The 19,268-nt window shown below is 65.6% G+C and carries 17 protein-coding genes and 1 pseudogene; 7 read left to right on the top strand and 11 right to left on the bottom strand.

Annotated features, from left to right (window positions below; all coding sequences use genetic code 11):
- Nucleotides 1–350: 350 nt before the first annotated feature.
- Nucleotides 351–584: pseudogene (locus tag AiwAL_RS20335) on the bottom strand (helix-turn-helix domain-containing protein); the annotation flags it as partial.
- Between the two features lie 125 nt (nt 585–709).
- Nucleotides 710–1,156 (bottom strand): DUF29 domain-containing protein, encoded by a 447-nt coding sequence (locus tag AiwAL_RS04480; RefSeq protein ID WP_235703047.1) that lies wholly within the window; start codon nt 1,154–1,156, stop codon nt 710–712.
- Nucleotides 1,157–1,378: 222 nt separating this feature from the next.
- Here AiwAL_RS04480 and rho point away from each other — a divergent pair, with 222 nt between their 5' ends.
- The 3 genes from rho (at nt 1,379) to AiwAL_RS04465 (ending at nt 4,542) form a co-directional block, all read left to right on the top strand.
- A complete protein-coding gene (rho, locus tag AiwAL_RS04475) occupies nt 1,379–2,653 on the top strand; it encodes a transcription termination factor Rho (RefSeq protein WP_235703046.1) in 1,275 nt (424 codons plus the stop codon).
- 141 nt (nt 2,654–2,794) lie between these two features.
- Entirely contained in the window at nt 2,795–4,132 is a 1,338-nt protein-coding gene (gene ahcY / locus AiwAL_RS04470; RefSeq protein WP_262312191.1) for an adenosylhomocysteinase, read from the top strand.
- An 11-nt stretch (nt 4,133–4,143) separates the two neighbouring features.
- Entirely contained in the window at nt 4,144–4,542 is a 399-nt protein-coding gene (locus AiwAL_RS04465; protein ID WP_235703044.1) for a DUF4149 domain-containing protein, read from the top strand.
- 1 nt (nt 4,543) lies between these two features.
- Here AiwAL_RS04465 and glp read toward each other — a convergent pair whose 3' ends face one another.
- From glp to AiwAL_RS04435, 6 genes are read right to left on the bottom strand one after another with little or no spacing between them, the layout of a single operon-like run.
- On the bottom strand, nt 4,544–5,749 hold the full coding sequence (gene glp, locus AiwAL_RS04460) for a gephyrin-like molybdotransferase Glp (protein ID WP_235703043.1): 1,206 nt from the start codon (nt 5,747–5,749) through the stop codon (nt 4,544–4,546).
- A 12-nt stretch (nt 5,750–5,761) separates the two neighbouring features.
- Complete coding sequence (gene moaC, locus AiwAL_RS04455) at nt 5,762–6,235, bottom strand: cyclic pyranopterin monophosphate synthase MoaC (RefSeq protein WP_235703042.1); 474 nt, start codon at nt 6,233–6,235, stop codon at nt 5,762–5,764.
- The gene (gene trpC, locus AiwAL_RS04450) at nt 6,232–7,047 is read right to left on the bottom strand and encodes an indole-3-glycerol phosphate synthase TrpC (protein ID WP_262312190.1); all 816 of its coding nucleotides are present in this window, start codon (nt 7,045–7,047) and stop codon (nt 6,232–6,234) included. The genes moaC and trpC overlap by 4 nt, the downstream gene beginning before the upstream one ends.
- Nucleotides 7,047–8,672, bottom strand: coding sequence for a bifunctional anthranilate synthase component II/anthranilate phosphoribosyltransferase (locus AiwAL_RS04445; RefSeq protein WP_235703040.1), 1,626 nt, complete (start codon nt 8,670–8,672; stop codon nt 7,047–7,049). The genes trpC and AiwAL_RS04445 overlap by 1 nt, the downstream gene beginning before the upstream one ends.
- Nucleotides 8,669–10,189: an anthranilate synthase component I gene (trpE, locus tag AiwAL_RS04440; protein ID WP_235703039.1), complete on the bottom strand. Its 1,521-nt coding sequence runs from the start codon at nt 10,187–10,189 to the stop codon at nt 8,669–8,671. The genes AiwAL_RS04445 and trpE overlap by 4 nt, the downstream gene beginning before the upstream one ends.
- Nucleotides 10,190–10,199: 10 nt before the next feature.
- Nucleotides 10,200–12,086 carry a peptidylprolyl isomerase gene (locus tag AiwAL_RS04435; protein WP_262312189.1) on the bottom strand — a complete coding sequence of 629 codons (1,887 nt, stop codon included), beginning with the start codon at nt 12,084–12,086 and terminating at the stop codon, nt 10,200–10,202.
- A 105-nt stretch (nt 12,087–12,191) separates the two neighbouring features.
- Between AiwAL_RS04435 and tpiA the strand changes: the two genes are divergently transcribed.
- The 4 genes from tpiA (at nt 12,192) to kdsA (ending at nt 15,908) form a co-directional block, all read left to right on the top strand.
- Complete coding sequence (tpiA, locus tag AiwAL_RS04430) at nt 12,192–12,923, top strand: triose-phosphate isomerase (RefSeq protein WP_235703037.1); 732 nt, start codon at nt 12,192–12,194, stop codon at nt 12,921–12,923.
- 27 nt (nt 12,924–12,950) lie between these two features.
- The gene (gene secG, locus AiwAL_RS04425) at nt 12,951–13,379 is read left to right on the top strand and encodes a preprotein translocase subunit SecG (RefSeq protein ID WP_235703036.1); all 429 of its coding nucleotides are present in this window, start codon (nt 12,951–12,953) and stop codon (nt 13,377–13,379) included.
- A 67-nt stretch (nt 13,380–13,446) separates the two neighbouring features.
- Entirely contained in the window at nt 13,447–15,078 is a 1,632-nt protein-coding gene (locus AiwAL_RS04420; RefSeq protein WP_262312188.1) for a CTP synthase, read from the top strand.
- Nucleotides 15,078–15,908 carry a 3-deoxy-8-phosphooctulonate synthase gene (kdsA, locus tag AiwAL_RS04415; protein ID WP_262312187.1) on the top strand — a complete coding sequence of 277 codons (831 nt, stop codon included), beginning with the start codon at nt 15,078–15,080 and terminating at the stop codon, nt 15,906–15,908. The genes AiwAL_RS04420 and kdsA overlap by 1 nt, the downstream gene beginning before the upstream one ends.
- An 18-nt stretch (nt 15,909–15,926) precedes the next feature.
- On the opposite strand, the gene AiwAL_RS04410 is transcribed toward kdsA, so the two are convergent.
- The 3 genes from AiwAL_RS04410 to AiwAL_RS04400 all read right to left on the bottom strand — a co-directional run bounded on the left by AiwAL_RS04410 (nt 15,927) and on the right by AiwAL_RS04400 (nt 19,266).
- Nucleotides 15,927–16,865, bottom strand: a complete 939-nt coding sequence (locus AiwAL_RS04410) for an SEL1-like repeat protein (RefSeq protein ID WP_262312186.1) — start codon at nt 16,863–16,865, stop codon at nt 15,927–15,929.
- 101 nt (nt 16,866–16,966) lie between these two features.
- Nucleotides 16,967–17,485, bottom strand: a complete 519-nt coding sequence (gene ilvN, locus AiwAL_RS04405) for an acetolactate synthase small subunit (protein WP_235703031.1) — start codon at nt 17,483–17,485, stop codon at nt 16,967–16,969.
- Entirely contained in the window at nt 17,485–19,266 is a 1,782-nt protein-coding gene (locus tag AiwAL_RS04400; RefSeq protein WP_235703030.1) for an acetolactate synthase 3 large subunit, read from the bottom strand. Before AiwAL_RS04400 ends, ilvN begins: the two co-directional genes overlap by 1 nt.
- Nucleotides 19,267–19,268 lie beyond the last annotated feature (2 nt).

Here is a 19,268-nt window from a genome sequence, read left to right as displayed (position 1 = left end):
TTTCTTCGCCCCGGCCGATATCGGGAACGCGTCGCGCGGCGGTTGCCTTGATGCAGGCGAGCGCGGTGCGATGATCGGCAAAACCGGAAGCCGGGTCAGACGTCGAGGGCGCCCTGGCGGTCCGGGCCGGATTCGCGCGGGGCGCGGCGAAACCCTTCGGTGGGGGCATAGCCCGGTAGGTCTGGCCTCATGCCGGTCATGAGCTGCGCGACGGTGACGATCTGCAGTTTCGGATGACGGCCGAAGCTGGTTTCAAAGAAGCCGGCGGCGGCGGCTTCGTGCGCCATTTCCCTGGTCGGCTCGGCGAGGGTGAGGAACAGGCCGCCGAGCGCGCGTTCGCGTTCGACGGTGCCCTTGCGGTTGATCAGCCCATCCGGCCCCTGCTCGTTGAAACGGACCACCCAGTCCCGGATGATTTGCACCCCAACCCCGCCGATCCGCGCCGCCTCACTGCGCTGAGCACCATCGTAGATCGACGCCAATGCCAGAAGCCGGCGCGCCTGGTTCGCGTCCCGCGTCCGCCGCGCATGGCCGCGCAATGCCACCGCAGTGAAGTCGGAACGCAGTGCAATCGGCGGTGACATGGCGAACTCTTCCCGTGCGCCAACCATCGAATCATAAAAGCCCGATTCGGGGAATCCCCTTCGAGCCGCAAACCATCAAGCTTGGTATAAGTCCACTACAAGCGAGTTGTGCAGGAGGGTTGCGGTCATGACGCCGCGCCGGGCCAGAAATCATCCGCCGTCATCTGATCGAACGACCACGGGCACGCGGTGGGGAAGGTCTCACGATCCAGTCCGGTCTCGCGCGTGGCTCCGATCCGCGCCAAACGGTACCCGGAAGCGATGGACTCGGTGAGAGTGGCCTTCAGGCTTGGATTGTCGGAGAGATGATCGCTCAGGCGTTCACGTTGCTCCTCGATGGAGAGGCGCCAACTATTGCCGCGTAATCCGGGCTGAAACTGCCATTTCAGCAGATGCGTGAGCAGAACCGCGAGACGGTTGACCAGCTCGCGCTTCTCGGATTTCCCCATGCTCTCGATCTCCTCGGCGATGTGCGCGATGTCAGCCTCGGAGAGCTTGCCGGCGCGGAGAAGCTCGGCCTGCTCGTTGGCCCAGGCGTAGAAATCCTGTTCGTAGAGAGTCGAATTGCTCATGGTCCGCTCCATCTGACGTATCATATAGGGCAGAACCATGCCCTGGAAGCGATTTCCCGCCTGCCATTGACCTTGCGGCGCCGATGCGCCATGTGAGGCAGGCGCGGGACACACACGCCCGCCGACCCGCCCGCATCGTTTCGCCGGGCGCAACTCCCCGATATCCTGTCTCACACGCCCGGCCGCATTTCTCCACGCCGCGCCCCGAATCCCGGATTTTTCATGAATCTCGCCGAACTCAAGGCCAAAACCCCCACCGACCTGCTCAACCTCGCCGAGGAATTGCAGGTCGAGAACGCGTCCTCGCTGCGCAAGCAGGACATGATGTTTGCCATCCTCAAAGCCTATGCCGAGAACGATCAGGCGATCCATGGCGACGGCACGCTGGAAATGCTGCCCGACGGATTCGGCTTCCTGCGCAGCCCGGAGAGCAACTATCTTCCCGGCCCGGACGACATCTATGTCTCGCCCGCGCAGATGCGCCGTTTCGGCCTGCGCACCGGCGATACCGTGGCCGGCGAGATTCGCGCGCCGAAGGACGGCGAGCGCTATTTTTCGCTGCTCAAGGTGGAGACGATCAATTTCGAGGACCCGGAAGCGGTGCGCCATCGCATCAATTTCGACAACCTCACCCCGCTCTACCCGACAGACCGGCTGAAAATGGAGGTCGAGGTCGCCGAACTGCCCGTCAAAGGGGCGCAGAAAGACTATACGCCACGGGTGATCGACCTGATCGCGCCGATCGGCAAAGGTCAGCGCGCGCTGATCGTCGCACCGCCGCGCACCGGCAAGACCGTGATGCTGCAAAGCATCGCCACCTCGATTTCCAACAACCACCCGGAAGCCTTCCTGATCGTTCTGCTGATCGACGAACGGCCCGAGGAAGTGACCGACATGGCCCGCACCGTGAAGGGCGAGGTTGTCGCTTCCACCTTCGACGAACCGGCGACCCGCCATGTCCAGGTGACCGAAATGGTGCTGGAAAAGGCCAAGCGGCTGGTCGAGCACAAGCGCGACGTGGTTATTCTGCTCGACAGCATCACCCGCCTCGCGCGCGCCTACAACACCGTGGTGCCGTCGTCGGGCAAGGTGCTGACCGGCGGTGTCGATGCCAATGCGCTGCAGAAGCCCAAGCGCTTCTTTGGTGCGGCGCGCAACATCGAGGAGGGCGGTTCGCTCACCATCATCGCGACCGCGCTGATCGACACCGGATCGCGCATGGACGAAGTGATTTTCGAGGAGTTCAAGGGCACCGGCAACTCCGAGATCATTCTCGACCGCAAACTGTCCGACAAGCGCACCTTCCCCTCGATCGACATCACCAAATCGGGCACCCGCAAGGAGGAATTGCTGGTCGAGAAGGGCACCCTGTCGAAAATGTGGGTGCTGCGCCGCATTTTGAACCCGATGGGACCGTCCGAGGCAATGGACTTCCTGCTCGACAAGCTGAAATACAGCAAGACCAATAACGATTTCTTCGAGGCAATGAACACCTGAGCGGGTAAACTCTACTCCGGAGGCCATTCGACGCGGGTGTCTCCGCTTCCGGTGCTCACGCGTGGCGATTCGAGGGTTTGCGGTTTTGCAATCGCCTCGCCATCCCCTATACCGGCCCCGAATCAGACGGAGAGACATTCGATGCCCGACGCCAGCCATCCTGTCGATTACAAGGTGCGCGACATTGCGCTCGCCGAATGGGGCCGCAAGGAAATCGCGATGGCCGAGGACGAAATGCCCGGCCTGATGGCGCTGCGCATGGAATATGGCACCGCCCAGCCGCTGAAGGGTGCCCGCATCGCCGGCTGCCTGCACATGACGATCCAGACCGCCGTGCTGATCGAGACCCTGCTGGCGCTCGGCGCGTCGGTGCGCTGGTCTTCGTGCAACATCTTCTCGACCCAGGATCACGCGGCCGCCGGCGTGGCCGCCGCCGGCGTGGCCGCCGCCGGCGTGGCCGCCGCCGGCGTTCCGGTGTTCGCCTGGAAGGGCATGACCGAGGACGAATTCTGGTGGTGTATCGAGCAGACGGTGCGCGGACCTGACGGCTGGACGCCCAATATGATCCTCGACGACGGCGGCGATCTGACCAAGCTGATGCACGACAAGTATCCCGACATGCTCGCCGATGTGCGCGGGATTTCCGAGGAAACCACCACCGGCGTGCATCGCCTGCGCGACATGGCCCGCGCCGGCACGCTGCTGACGCCCGCGATCAACGTGAACGACAGCGTGACCAAGTCGAAATTCGACAACCTCTATGGCTGCCGCGAATCGCTGGTCGATGGCATCCGTCGCGGCACCGACGTGATGATGGCCGGCAAGGTCGCCGTCGTCGCCGGCTTCGGCGATGTCGGCAAGGGCTCGGCGGCCAGCCTGCGCAATGCCGGCTGCCGGGTTCTGGTGACCGAGATCGACCCGATCTGCGCGCTGCAGGCGGCGATGGAAGGCTACGAGGTCGTCACCATGGATAACGCGGCACCGCGCGGCGACATTTTCGTCACCGCGACCGGCAATATCGATGTCATCACCGCCGACCATATGCGGGCGATGAAGCACCGTGCGATCGTCTGCAATATCGGTCATTTCGACAGCGAAATCCAGATCGAGGCGCTGCGCAACTATCGCTGGGAAAACGTCAAACCGCAGGTCGACGAGGTGGTGTTCCCGGACGGCAAGCGGCTGATCGTGCTGTCCGAAGGGCGGCTGGTCAATCTCGGCAATGCCACCGGCCATCCGAGCTTCGTGATGTCGGCAAGCTTCACCAATCAGGTGCTGGCCCAGATCGAGTTGTGGAAAGCCCCCGAAGGCAAATACGAAAACCAGGTCTATGTGCTGCCCAAGCATCTCGACGAAAAGGTCGCGGCGCTGCACTTGGCCAAGGTCGGCGCCGCGCTGACGGTGCTGACGCCCGAGCAGGCGGAGTATATCGGCGTCGGGCGCACCGGCCCGTTCAAGCACGACGACTACCGTTATTGAGAACGCCGCAGATGGGCAACATCCTCGCCGTCATGGGCCTCGCCGCCCTGGCCGGCGGGATGCTGTTCTTCGGCGCGGTGATGGCGCCGCTGATGTTCGGCAAGCTGACGCCGGATGTCGCCGGTCCGTTCATCCGCGCCGCGTTCCCGCGTTATTATCTCTATATGATCGTCACCTCCGTGGTCGCCGCGATCGGCCTCGGGCTGCGCGGCAAGCCGTGGTACGCGCTGGTCGCCTGCTTGATCGCGGCGGTGACCGTCTGGCTCTGGCTCGGCTGGATTCCGCATCTGAACGCGCTGCGCGAGGCCGGAAACAAGATTCAATTCAACCGAGATCACCGGCTTTCGGTATTCGTGAACGCCGCCCAGTTCATCGTGGCTGTGCTGCTTCTCGCGGGGCTTGCGGGTTAGCCTATAACCCGTTTTCCGCAAGGCGGATGACCTGGACCATCGCACCTTCTGCTTCGGCCGGCGCGTTCGGGGCACGAAGCAGAAGCGCATCGGCCAAGGCGAGGCGTTGCAGCATCGAGGAATCCTGAACCGGAAACGGGGTCACGTCCCAAACACCATCTGCGCTGCGCGCGAGGGTCGCGCGCAGATGATCGGCGCGATGATCGTTGGCGGGAAGTGCGGCGGTGCAGCGCGCCGGTTCGCTTGGCGGCGCGTCGCCCGGCAGGCCGGACAGGCGTTCGATCGCCGGTTTCAGGAACAACAGCCCGCACACCAGGGATGAGACCGGATTGCCGGGCACGCCCAAAACCGGCAGCGCGCCGAGATGGCCGAACATCAGGGGCTTGCCCGGCCGCATCGCGATTTTCCAGAAATCGACTTCAAGGCCGCGTTCGCCCAGCCCCGTCTGCACCAGATCATGCGTACCCACGCTCGCTCCGCCGGTGGTGACCAGCAGGTCGGCGCGCGACGCCGCCTCGGCGGTGGCGGCGATGACAGCCCGGTCATCGGCGGCGATCGGCAGAATGATCGGCACGCCGCCGCGGGCACGGATGAAGGCGGCGAGCGCGTGGGAATTGGAACTGACGATGCCGCCCGGCGGGATTGTTTCTCCGGGCATGGCGATTTCGTCACCGGTCGCCAGCACCGCAATCACCGGGCGACGATGCACCGCAAGCCAGGGATGGTTGGCGGCGGCTGCGAGGCCGATATCGCGGGCGGTGAGGCGCCGTCCGATTTCGAGCAGGGTTTCGCCTTCGTGAAAATCCTGGCCCTTGCGGCGAATATGCCGTCCCGCGCGCACTGCTTCGTGCAACGTGATCGATGTGTCGTCGGACACGGCATCTTCCTGTGCGGTCACCGCATCGGCGCCCTCGGGCATCACGCTGCCGGTGAAAACATGAACCGCCTCGCCGGGGCCGATTGCGCCGCCGAACGGATGTCCCGCCGGTGCCGCGCCGATCACGCGCAACCGTGCTCCCACCGCACCATCGGCGGCGCGAAGCGCAAACCCGTCCATCGCCGAAACGTCATGCGGCGGCTGGGCAAGCCGGGCGACGACAGGTGCGGCGAGAACCCGGCCCGAGGCTTCGGCCAGCGCGACGATTTCCGCACCGGTCGGTTGCAGGCTCCCGACGATCCGCGCACGGGCTTCGGCGACGCTGAGCATCAGGGTGTGTCCCTAATCCTGCTCGAAATCGCCGGATTTGCCGCCGGATTTGCGGATCACCCGGAGATTGTCGATCCGCATGGACCGGTCGGCGGCTTTCAGCATGTCGTAGATGGTCAGTGCCGCGACCGAGGCGGCGGTCAGCGCTTCCATCTCGACACCCGTTGGCCCGGTGGTCCGCACCGTCGCGACAATCCGAATACCGGGCAGCGCCGGGTCGGGCGCGAGATCGACCGCGACCGCCGAAATCGCCAGAGGATGGCAGAGCGGAATGAGATCAGCGGTGCGCTTCGCCGCCATGATGCCGGCGATCCGCGCCGTGGCCAGCACGTCGCCCTTCCTGGCGGTTCCCGCGACGACCAGCGCCAGGGTTTCCGCCCGCATCGCGACATGGCAGGCGGCTTTGGCCTCCCGCACGGTCGCGTCCTTGGCCGAAACATCGACCATGCGCGCAGCACCTGTCTCGTCGAGATGGGTCAGGCTCATGCGCCGAGGCCGAGCAGCGCGCGGGTCGCCGCGGTGATATCCGCCTGCCGCATCAGGCTTTCGCCGACCAGGATGCCCTGCACGCCGGCGGCTTTCAGCCGCTCGATATCGGCGAAATCGCGAATCCCGCTTTCGGCAACGACGAAACGCTCCGGCGGAATCTGCGGCGCCATGCGCTCGGAAACGCCGATATCGGTGACCATGGTTTTCAGGTTGCGATTGTTGATGCCGATGAGCCGCGCCCGCAGCCCGAGCGCGCGCTCGAGTTCGGCCTCGTCATGCACCTCGACCAGAACGTCCATGTCGAGCGCATTGGCCAATTCCTCGAAGGCGCGGGCTTTTTCGTCGCCGAGGGCTGCCATGATGAGCAGGATGCAATCGGCCCCCATCGCCCGGCTTTCGTAAATCTGCCAGGAATCGAGAATGAAGTCCTTGCGCAGCACCGGCAGGTCCACCGCGTCCCGCGCGGCGGCGAGATGCGCGGACGAGCCCTGGAAATGCGGCGCGTCGGTCAGCACCGACAGGCACACCGCGCCGCCCTCGGCATAGGCGCGGGCGATCGTCGCCGGGTCGAAATCGGGCCGGATCAGCCCCGCCGAGGGCGATGCCTTCTTGATCTCGGCGATCAGCCCGGTCCGGCCCGAGGCTGCGGCATCCATCAGCGCGCGGGCGAAGCCGCGGGGCGGCGGGGCGTCGGCGGCGCGCGCGCGAATCTCCTCCAGGCTTTCCGCCGCTTTGCGGCGGCCGACCTCCCTGAGCGTGTCGGCGCAGATGCCCTGCAGGATATCGGAGCGGTTGGCGGTATCGTTCATCAGCATGCCATGGCTGGGGTTGTCTCGGCGCTCGCGCGCTTCAGCCGGTCGAGCGCGCCGCGCGCCGCGCCGGAATCGATGGATTTTGCCGCGAGGGCAGCGCCCGCGCGAAAATCCTCAGTCCGGCCGGCGACGATCAGGGCGGCGGCGGCATTGAGCAGCACGGCGTCCCGATAGGCCCCTGAAGCACCATCGAGCAGGGCACGCAAGGCAGCGGCGTTGTGGGATGCATCGCCGCCGATGATCGCCGACAGCGGTGCGCGCGCGAGCCCGGCGTCTTCCGGGGTGACGGTGAATTCCGTGATATTGCCGCGATCGAGCGAGACGATGCTGCTTTTGCCGGCGAGGGTGAGTTCGTCGAGCCCGCCGCCGTGAACGATCATCGCCCGCTCGGTGCCGAGTTGGGCGAGGGTTTCCGCCATCGGCCTTGCCCAAACCGGATCGAACACGCCGATCAGTTGCCGGCGCACGCGCGCCGGATTCGCCATCGGCCCGAGCAGATTGAACACCGTGCGGGTGCCGAGCGCGATCCGCGCGGCGGCGGCGTCGCGCAGTCCGGCATGATGGCGCGGCGCGTGGAGGAACACGCAGCCGGCCTCGCGCAAAATTTCCGGCAGGCGCTCGAATTCCGGTTCGACCCGCACGCCGAGCGCGGTCAGCACATCCGCCGCTCCCGCGCGCGACGACAAGGCCCGGTTGCCGTGCTTCGCCACCGGCACGCCGAGACCGGCGAGCACGAAGGTCACGGCGGTCGAAATGTTCAGCGTGCCGACGCCGTCGCCGCCGGTGCCGCAGACATCGATCGCGTCCGGCGGGGCTGCGATGGTGCGCATCCGCGCCCGCATCGCGCGCACCGCGCCGGTGAGTTCGGCAACGGTCTCGCGCCGGACCCGCATCGCCATCAGCATCCCGGCGATCTGCGCATCGTTCGAGCGCCCGTCGATGATCGCGCCGAACGCGGCCTCGGCCATCTCTACCGACAGGGTTTCGCCGCGCGCCAGCCGGTCAAGCACCGGCTTGAGGTCGGCGAGAATATCCGCCGGCCCTTCGTTATGGCCGCGCACCAGCCCGAGGAAATTGCGCAGCAGCGTGTGGCCATGCGCGGTCGCGATGCTTTCTGGGTGAAACTGCACGCCGTAGATCGGCAGATCGCGGTGGCGCAGCCCCATCACCAGCCCGTCATCGGTGAAGGCGGTGGGGATCAGTGTTTCCGGCAGGCTCTCGCGATCGACGATCAGCGAATGATAGCGTGTCGCCTCGAACGGGTCGGGCAATCCGGCGAAAACGTCGCTGCCCTTATGGCGGATCGGCGAAAGCTTGCCGTGCATCGGCATCGGCGCCCGCCCGACAATGCCGCCGAAGGCTTGGCCGATCGCCTGATGGCCGAGGCAGACGCCAAGGATCGGCACCTTGCCCGCCGCGTCGCGGATCAGGTCGAGGCAGATGCCGGCCTCGTTCGGTGTGCAGGGCCCAGGCGAGAGAACGATCGCCTCCGGCTTCATTGCAAGTGCTTCCGCTGGCGTCAGCGTGTCGTTCCGGCGCACCACGCAATCGGCGTCGAGATCGCCGAAGAAATGGACGAGATTGAAGGTGAAGCTGTCGTAATTGTCGATCAGAAGAATCATGACACGACCGCGCCCGCATTGGTGCTGACGTAATGCACCGCCTCCTCGGCGGCGCGGAACAGGGCACGGGCTTTCTGCAGGCTTTCGGCATATTCGGCATCGGGGTCGGAATCGGCAACGACGCCCACCCCGGCCTGGACGTAGAGGGTTTCGTCCTTGATCAGCGCGGTGCGCAGCGCGATGCAGGTATCCATCGTGCCGTTTGCCGCGAAATAGCCGATGCAGCCGCCATAGAGTCCGCGTCTCGAAGGTTCGAATTCCTCGATGATTTCCATCGCGCGGACCTTCGGCGCGCCGGACAGCGTGCCGGCAGGGAACCCCGCGATCAGGGCGTCCAGCGCGTCGGCGGTCTTGCGGATCCGGCCTTCGACATTCGAGGAGATGTGCATCACGTGGGAGAATCGCTCGATCGCGAAGCTCTCGGTCACTTTCACCGACCCGATGGCCGCGACCCGGCCGACATCGTTGCGCGCGAGGTCGAGCAGCATCAGATGCTCGGCGCGCTCTTTCGGGTCTTCCAGCAATTCGGTCTCGAGCGCCAGGTCCTCGGCGCGGCTGGCGCCGCGCTTGCGCGTGCCGGCAAGCGGGCGAATGGTGACGGTACCGTCGCGCAGCCGGACCAGGATTTCCGGGCTCGATCCCACCGCCTGAAAGCCGCCGAAATCGAGAAAGAACAGAAAGGGCGCGGGATTGATCCGCCGCAGCGAACGATAGAACGCGAAAGGCGGCAAGGTGAATGGCTGGGCGAAGCGCTGGCTGGGCACCACCTGGAACACGTCGCCCGCCGCGATATACTCCTTGCCGCGCAGGACCATCGCCTTGAACTGCTGCTCGGTCATGTTCGACCGCGGCGCCCCGGCCGGCACCGCCGAACCGACCATTTGCGGGGTCGGCCGGTCGAGCGCCGCCTCGGCGGCTTCGATCCGGGCGATCGCCGCGCGATACGCGTCGTCGGCCGAAACATCCGCACGGGGATAGGAGGGGGCGGCGAGGGTGATTTCGTCATTCACCGAATCGAAGATCGCGAACATTCCGGGGCGCATCAGCACGGCGTCAGGGATATCGAGAACGTCGGGTTTCAGCGCGGGCAGGCGCTCCATCAGCCGGACCATGTCGTAGCCGAGATATCCGACCAGGCCGCCGGTCATCGGCGGCAGGTGCTCGGGCAGTTCGAGCCTGGTTTCCGCGATCAGCGCGCGCAGACTGTCGAAGGCGGCCTGGCCGTCGGGGGCGAAGGCGTCAACATCGGTCGCGGCGTCGCGGTTGATGCTCACCGCGCCGTCGTCGCAGCGCCAGAGCAGGTCCGGCGCGAACCCGATCACGGAATAGCGGCCGCGCGCCGCACCGCCTTCCACGCTTTCGAGCAAAAAGGAATGCGGCATGCCGTGGGCGAGCTTGAGGAACGCCGCGACCGGGGTGGTCAGATCCGCCGCCGCGACCCGCCAGACCAGCGCACCACGCCCGGCTTCATAGGCGGCGCGAAACGCGTCCTGCTGGTCCGTGGAGGCGGCGTTCATGGTTGCGTCCTCAATCGCTGATCTGGTGCAGCATCTTGGCGTTGATGCCGACATGGTAGCGGCTGCGCAGCGCGGTCGCGTAGCTTTGCAGTACGTTGGTCTGCATCGCCTGGTCCAGCGCGGCCTGAATGCGGCTCTCGATCGCCGGATCGCCGCCCGGCTTGGGCTCGGTAATCGCCGTCACCGTGCCGACGATGAATTCCCGCGCGGTTTCCACCATGGTGGGTTCACCCGGCTTGAGCGTGAAAATGATCGGCAGCAGCTTGGCGGGCACCCCGGCGGCCGGTTTCGTGCGGGTCATCGGCGTGCTGGTGGTGACCGGCTGGCCGGCGGCATTGGCGGCGGCATCGAAGCTCTTGCCGCCCTTCACCGCCGCGAGCAGTTGCGCCGCCGCAACCTCCTCCTGGCGCTTCACCTGGGCGCCGGTCCAGTCGGCGAGAATTTCGGACTTGATCGTGTCGAAGGGCTTCAATGCCGGCGGAATGATCTTTTCGACCGAGACGGCGTAATAACTGTCGCCAGGGCCAGTCTTGGCCTGCGGCTGTGCACCCTGCGGCGCGGTGAAGGCGGCGGCGATGATCGCCTTGCGCAAAGCGGCCGGGCCGGGAATCGGCGCCGGCTTGCCTGTTTCGGCCATGCCCTGTGCATCGAGCGTGCCCTCGACGGCGACCAGATGCAGATCGCCGGGCAGCTTGTTCAGCGGCGTATCGCCGGCCAGCGCGTCCTGCAGCTTGGTGACCGACGCGTTCACCACGTGGCGCGCGCGGCGCAACTGGAGCTGCGCCTTGATCCGCGGTGCTACCTGGGACAGCGGTGCGGCACCGCCCGGATTGGCCTTGACCACCTTGAACACATAGGTTCCCAGCGCGCCGGTCACCGGCGCGGCAACTTCGCCTTGCTTGGCAGCGAACACCGCCTTGGCGAGCCGGCCGGACGGGAACTGGTCGGGTTGCGCGTCCTTGAAGGTCACGGCGGTCGCCGTCGCCGCTGCCGCCGCCTGCTTCATCGTGGTCCAGTCGGCGCCTTTTTTCCATTGACCGGCGAGAGAAGCGGCACTTGTCGCATCCTCGGCGGTGATGATCTCGACGGTCCTGGTCGCTGTGGTGCTGAACTTGAATTTCTCGGACGCATATTCGGCGGCGATTTCGGCCTTGGTCACGGGCTGATCGGCGGCGATCAGGGCGGGCGACAATATCACCGCCCGGATCGTGCGCATCGCCGGCGTCGAGAACCGGCCGGGATGGTTGCGCCAGTAGCGGCGCAGCACCGAATCGGCGGGCTGGGATGGCGTCGTTGCCGCGGCGAAGGGAAGCTGGACGTACTGGATCGTCCGCTCCTGGCCGACATAGTCGAAGACCTGCCGGACCATCGGCTTGGGCGCCACGACGCCGGCGGTGATCGCCTGCACGATCTGGCTCGCATTCAGGCTGCGCGCAATATCGGCCATGAACAGGCCGGGCGTGAGGCCGTGCGCGGCGAGCACCTGATTGAAGGTCGCCTTGTCGAACTTGCCGTTCGGCCCGTCGAACACGGTCATCGCGAAAATCTGCTGGCGCAAGGCCGAAGGCGGTGCCGTCACGCCGAGCCGCCTGGCTTCCAGCGCCATGGTCGCCCGGTCGATCGCCTGGCCGAGCGCGCTGCCCGCGAACAGGCGGCGAATCCCCTGGCTCGGCTCGTGGCCGCCGTGCCGCTCGGCATAGGCGGTGACCTGGCGCTGATAGTCGCGGCTGATGACGCTCGCCTCGATCGGATGGCCGGCGACGGTCGCGACCGCGCTGTTCGAGCCGATCATGGTGACGACGTTGGAAACGCCCCAGAAGATGAACACCAGGACCAGCACGATGAAGAACGCGCGGACCAGCCAGTTGTCCAGCAGTTTGCGGATCGACGAGAGCATCCGGTTCCAACCCCATTCAGCGAAAGCGGCGTCTTACCACGGGCGCCGCCGATTGCCACCCGGCCCGCCGTCATCTACCTGAGCGTCGTTTGCGGAGGAACAGGAATGCGCCAGATGATCGCCGGCAACTGGAAGATGAACGGCACCCTCGCGGGGCTTTCGGCCTATGCCTCGGCGCTGCGCCAGGGGGTCGAGGGTGTCGATCTGCTGGTCTGCCCGCCTTTTCCACTGATCCGCCCGCTGATCGAGGCGCTGGGCGATGCATCGATCTGGGTTGGTGCGCAGGATTGCGACGCCAAGCGCTCCGGCCCGCATACCGGCGACGTCTCGGCCGATCTGCTCGCCGAACTCGGCGCGCGCCACGTCATTCTCGGCCATTCGGAGCGGCGCGCCGACCATGGCGAAAGCTCCACCCTGGTGCGCGACAAGGCGCGCGCCGCTTCGGCCGCCGGGCTGGTCCCGGTCATTTGCGTGGGCGAGACCGAGGCCGAGCGCGACGCGCACGAAACCGAGACGGTGGTGCGCGCGCAACTGGCCGGCAGCCTGCCGGACGGGTTTTCCGGCCTGATCGCCTATGAGCCGGTCTGGGCGATCGGCTCTGGTAAAACGCCGTCCGAGGATGAAGTCGAAGCGATGCACCGCGCCATCCGGGCATCGCTGAAAAAGCAGCTTGGCGAAGCGGGCGAGGCGATGCCGATCCTCTATGGCGGCTCGGTGAAGCCCGCCAATGCCGAAACGCTCATGCGCATCCCCGAAGTGGGCGGCGCGCTGGTCGGCGGCGCGAGCCTGAAGGCTGAGGATTTCCTGGCGATTGCCAGTGCCGCCGTGCGGGATTAGAACGCCGCGACTTCTCGAAAGGCTCCCATGATTACCGTTCTGCTCGTTCTGCAAGCATTCATCACTCTCGCGCTGATCGGCGTCGTGTTGATCCAGCGCAGCGAGGGCGGCGGACTTGGCCTCGGCTCCAGCCAGGGCATGGGCAGTTTCATGACCGGGCGCGGCACCGCGAACCTGCTGACGCGGACCACCGCGATTCTGGCCACGGCGTTCATGGTGCTCTCGCTGGTGCTGGCTCTGTTATACCGGCACGGCGGCGGCGGAGCGGCCGAGTCAATCCTGAACGGACCCGCACCGGCCGCGACGACGGCACCGGCGACCAATCAGGCACCGCCCAAGCCGGCACCCGCGCTGCCGCCGATTCCGGGCGAGTCTTCGGGAAATTCCGGGGCATCGCCGACAATTCCGGGCGCTGCGCCGGCGGCCAATTCGACTCCCGCGACACCGCAGCACTGATGGCCGGGGTGGCATTCGAACGGTGCGGGCTTTTGCTCCGCGCCGCCCTCTGCTATTGCGGGATTCCATGACCCGGTATGTATTCATCACCGGCGGCGTGGTTTCCTCGCTCGGCAAGGGTATCGCTTCCGCTTCGCTCGGCGCGCTGTTGCAGGCGCGCGGCTATTCGGTCCGGCTGCGCAAGCTCGACCCCTATCTCAACGTCGATCCGGGCACGATGAGCCCGTATCAGCACGGCGAGGTGTTCGTCACCGACGACGGTGCGGAAACCGATCTCGATCTCGGCCATTACGAGCGCTTCACCGGCGTTCCCGCCACACGGTCGGACAATGCCACCACCGGGCGGATCTATTCCGAGGTGATCGCGCGCGAGCGCCGGGGCGATTATCTCGGCGCCACGGTTCAGGTGATTCCGCACATCACCGATGCGATCAAGAACGTCGTCCTTGCCGATACCGAGGGGCTCGATTTCGTGCTGGTCGAAATCGGCGGCACGGTGGGCGACATCGAAAGCCTGCCGTTCCTTGAGGCGATCCGCCAGCTCGGCAACGAACTGGGGCCGGACGCCGCGATGTTCGTGCATCTCACCCTGGTGCCCTATATCCCGAGCGCGGGTGAGCTGAAGACCAAGCCGACCCAGCATTCGGTCAAGGAATTGCTCAATGTCGGCATCCAGCCGCAGATGCTGATCTGCCGTTGCGACCGGCCGATCCCCGACGGCGAGCGGCGCAAGATCGCGCTGTTCTGCAATGTCCGGCCCGAAGCCGTGGTTCCGGCGCTCGATGTCTCGACCATCTACGAAGTGCCGATTTCCTATCATCAGGCCGGGCTGGACCGCGAGGTGCTGCGCCATTTTTCGCTCCCGCACGACGTGCCGCCCGATCTGTCACGCTGGCGGCGCATCGTCGAGACGGTGCGCGCCCCCGAAGGCATGGTGAAAATCGCCGTGGTCGGCAAATACATCAACCTGCTCGACAGCTATAAATCGCTCGCCGAGGCGCTGGCGCATGGCGGCATCGCCAACCGGGTGAAGGTGACGCTGGACTGGGTGGATTCCGAGGTGTTCGAGCAGCCCGGCACTGTCTCGCGGCTCGACGGTGTGCACGGCATCCTGGTGCCCGGCGGGTTCGGCGAGCGCGGCACCGAGGGCAAGATCGAGGCGGTGCGGTTCGCCCGCGAACGCGGCGTGCCGTTCCTCGGCATCTGTTTCGGGATGCAGATGGCGGTGATCGAGGCGGCGCGCAATCTCGCCGGCCTGGCATCGGCGTCCTCCACCGAATTCGGCCCGTGCGACACCCCGGTGGTGGGTCTGCTCACCGAATGGGCGCGCGGCAACGAAATCGAGCGCCGCGCGGCGGAGGGCGATCTCGGCGGCACCATGCGGCTCGGCGCGTTTCCGGCAACCCTGGCCCAGGACAGTCTGGTTCGCGAGATCTATGATGGTGCCGCGATGATCGAGGAGCGCCACCGGCATCGCTACGAGGTCAACATCCATTTCCGCGCCGCCCTCGAAGCGGTGGGACTGCGCTTCTCCGGCCTGTCGCCCGACGGCATCTTGCCGGAAATCGTCGAGTACCCCGATCATCCCTGGTTCATCGGCGTGCAATACCACCCCGAACTGAAATCCAAACCGTTCGATCCGCATCCGCTGTTCGCCGGGTTCATCGGCGCCGCGGTGAAACAGGCGAGGCTGGTCTGATGGATGTCAAGATCGGCGATCTGACCATCGGCAACGACCTGCCCTTCACCCTGATTGCCGGTCCGTGCCAGATCGAGAGCGCGGCGCACGCGGGCGAGGTTGCCGAAGCGCTCGCGGAGATGACGCGCACACTCGGCATCGGACTGATCTTCAAATCGAGCTTCGACAAGGCGAACCGGACCTCGCTCGGCGCCGGGCGCGGCGTGGGGATGGAGCGAGGGCTCGCGATTCTCGCCGATATTCGAGAAAAATTCACCATTCCGGTGCTGACCGACGTGCATGATGCGCCGCAATGCAAGCCGGTCGCCGAGGCGGTCGATGTGCTGCAGATCCCGGCGTTCCTGTGCCGGCAAACCGATCTGCTGCTCGCCGCCGGCGAAACCGGACGGGCGATCAACGTGAAAAAGGGCCAGTTCCTCGCGCCGTGGGACATGAAAAACGTGGCGGCGAAAATCGCGAGCACCGGCAACGGCCGGATTCTGCTCACCGAACGCGGCGCTTCGTTCGGCTATAACACGCTGGTTTCCGATTTCCGCGCGCTGCCGATCATGGCGGCGACCGGCTATCCGGTGGTGTTCGACGCGACGCATTCTGTCCAGCAGCCCGGCGGGCTGGGGGGGGCTTCGGGCGGCCAGCGCGAATTCGCCCCGGTGCTGGCGCGCGCGGCGCTTGCGGTGGGCTGTGCGGCGTTGTTCATCGAATGCCATCCCGATCCCGACCATGCCCCGAGCGACGGGCCGGCCATGCTCCCGCTCGCGCAAATGCCCGGATTGCTCGCCGATCTGCGGCGCTTCGACCGCCTCGCGAAGGACCGGGCCGGGGAAGGTTAATCCCAAGCGGAAATCCGCTTATTTGCTGGCGGATTCCGCGATTTTCAGATTGTGCCGTGCGAGCGGTGCCAAAGGGCTGCCTTCGGCGATAGCAAGCTTCCACAGGCGCAAGGCGCGAAGCTTGTCCTGCGGCACGCCCCGTCCCAAATAATAAGCATCTCCCAGATAATAATCGGCGCAGGGATTGCCGTGCGCTGCGGATCGGCTCAACCATTTGATCCCCGTCGCATCGTTCTGCTTTTCGCCTTTTCCGAACAGATAGATCATCCCGAGGCCGAATTCGGCGCCGCCATTCCCTTGCGACGCCGCCTTTCTGAACCATCCTTCGGCCTTGGCATAGTTCCGCGGAACGCCTTTGGCGGACAGATAAAGTGCCCCCAGTCCGGTCTCACCTTCGCTATTCCCCTGCGAAGCCGCTTTCCTAAGCCAGATTGCGGCCTTGGCCTCGTTCTGCGGAACGCCTCGGCCGAAGAGATAGAGCATCCCCAATCCGGCCTCACCTTCGTCATTTCCCTGCATCGCTGCCTTCCGGTACCAGTAAGATGCTCTGGCGACAGCGCCCGCGTGCAGGTCGTATCCAGCGACAAAAACTTGCGAAGCCACGTCGCCCTGCCGCGCCGCCAGCCGGAACCAGCGCAAGGACGCGCCAAAATCCTGCTTCACGCCCTGGCCACGCTGATAGATCACCCCAAGCGCCATTTCCGCCGGCACATATCCTCCTGCCGCCGCGATTTTGAACCAGCGGGCTGCGCTGGCATAATTCCGGGCAATCCCCTGACCGTAATAATAGATAACTCCCAGCCGGTATGCCGCTGCGGGATGCCCATGCCCGGCTTGCTGCCGCAATTGCTGGACCGATTGTGCCGAGGCCGAGGATGCCATCATCGCCAGTCCCAGCAGCAGCGCCACCGAACCGGAAATCCTGCTGGATAAAAGGATCGTCAGAGGCCGCCTCATGTTGTCCTCCCGCAATGTTTTATCCGATAGAGCAATTTTGCCAATCGGGCCAGAAAATTCCATAAAACATCCGAGAGGTCCGGGTTTACTAACCCACGGCTTCAGATTGTCCTGGTCCCCCGCGCGATCGCGGCGACGCCGGTGCGCGACACCTCGGCCAGTCCGAGCGGGCGCATCAGATCCAGGAACGCGTCGAGCTTGTCGGTGGCGCCCGTCAGTTCGAACACGAAACTCTCGGTCGTCGCGTCGATCACCCGCGCGCGGAACGCATCGGCAAGGCGCAGCGCTTCCAGGCGCTTGTCACCCGCGCCGATCACCTTGATCAGCGCGAGTTCGCGGGCCAGATGCGGCCCCTCGCGCGACAGGTCGGACACCCGATACACCGGCACCAGCCGGTCGAGCTGCGCCTTGATCTGCTCGATCACCAGATCGGTGCCGGAGGTGACGATGGTGATGCGGCTTTTGCGCCGATCATCCTCCACCGGCGCGACGGTGAGGCTGTCGATGTTGTAGCCCCGGCCGGAAAACAGCCCGATCACCCGCGCGAGCACGCCGGATTCGTTCTCGACCAGGACGGAGATGGTGGCGGAACGCAAATGCTGCTCGACGATCGCGTTCATCAAACCAGTACCAGGCCTTCGTCGGTAATTCCAGCCGCCTCGGATTCATGCTCCGGCCCCAGGATCATTTCGTTATGCGCGGCACCGGAGGGGATCATCGGGAAGCAGTTTTCCTTCGGATCGACGTGGATATCGGCGATCACCGGCCGGTCGGACGCGATCATCGCGGCGATCACGCCGTCCAGCTCGTCGATCGTGCTGGCGCGCAGCCCGACCGCGTGGAAACTCTCGGCGAGTTTCACGAAATCCGGTAGCGCCGCCGAATAGCTTTCGGAATAGCGGCCGCCATGCAGCAATTCCTGCCACTGGCGCACCATGCCCATATACTCGTTATTCAGGATGAAAATCTTCACCGGCAGCCGGTATTGCGCCAGCGTGCCCATTTCCTGAATGTTCATCAGAATGCTGGCCTCACCGGCGATATCGATCACCAGCGCGTCCGGGTGGGCGATCTGCACGCCCATCGCCGCCGGCAATCCATAGCCCATCGTGCCCAGCCCGCCCGAGGTCATCCAGCGATTCGGCTTGTCGAACCGATAATGCTGCGCGGCCCACATCTGATGCTGGCCGACCTCGGTGGTGATGAAGGCCTCGCGCTCCCTGGTCATCTCCCACAGCCGCTTGATCGCGTGCTGCGGCTTGATCGTCGCACCCTTCTTGAAACTCTGGGTGAATTTCAGCGAATCCTTGGCCCGCCACACTTCGATCCGGCGCCACCAGTCGGCCAGGGCGGAACGGTCCTGACGGGCCGTGTCGCGTTTCCAGGCGTCGATCAGCGCGCGCAGCGCGAGCGCCGCGTCGCCGACGATCGGCACGTCGACGACGATGTTCTTGTTGATGTTGGAGGGGTCGATATCGACCTGGATTTTCTTCGATCCCGGTGCGAAGGCGTTGAGCCGCCCGGTTACCCGATCGTCGAACCGCGCGCCGAGATTGACCATCACGTCGCAGCCATGCATCGCGAGATTGGCCTCGTAGGTGCCGTGCATCCCGAGCATGCCGAGGAAAGCCGGATTCGAGGCCGGGAAGGCGCCGAGCCCCATCAGGGTCGAAGTGACCGGAGCACCGGTAAGCTGGGCGAATTCGATCAGCAGTTCGGCGGCCTGCGGCCCGGCATTGATGATGCCGCCGCCGGTATAGAAAACCGGCCGCTTCGCTGCCTTGATCATCCGCACCGCCTCGGCGATCCGCGCCGGATCGGGCTCGGTGCGCGGACGGTAGCTGCGATGGCCGCCGGTCGCGGGCTCGGTATAGAGCGCCGGATTGATCAGGATGTCCTTGGGCAGATCGACCAGAACCGGGCCGGGCCGGCCGGTGCGCGCGACCAGGAACGCCTCGTGCACGATGCGCGCGAGGTCTTCCGAGCGCTTGACCAGGTAATTATGCTTGGTCGCCTGGCGCGTGATGCCGGTGGTGTCGGCTTCCTGGAACGCATCGTTGCCGATCAGATGGGTCGGCACCTGGCCGGTCAGGCAGACGATGGGAATACTGTCCATCAGCGCATCGACCAGGCCGGTCACCGCATTGGTCGCGCCGGGACCGGAGGTGACCAGAACCACGCCGACCTTGCCGGTCGAGCGCGCATAGCCTTCCGCCGCGTGAACCGCCGCCTGCTCGTGGCGTACCAGAATGTGGCGGATCGCGTTCTGCTGGAACAGCGCGTCGTAAATCGGCAGCACGGCACCGCCCGGATAGCCGAAAATAACCTCGACCCCCTGCGCCTTCAGCGCACGGAGCAGGGTTTCGGCACCGGAAGTCGCGGTGGTGTTGACGGCGTTCATGG

The organism is Acidiphilium sp. AL, assembly GCF_025499445.1.
Taxonomy (GTDB): Bacteria; Pseudomonadota; Alphaproteobacteria; order Acetobacterales; family Acetobacteraceae; genus Acidiphilium; species Acidiphilium iwatense.
Note: the sequence above shows the minus strand (reverse complement) of the source record. Positions and strands in the feature narration are given on the sequence as shown.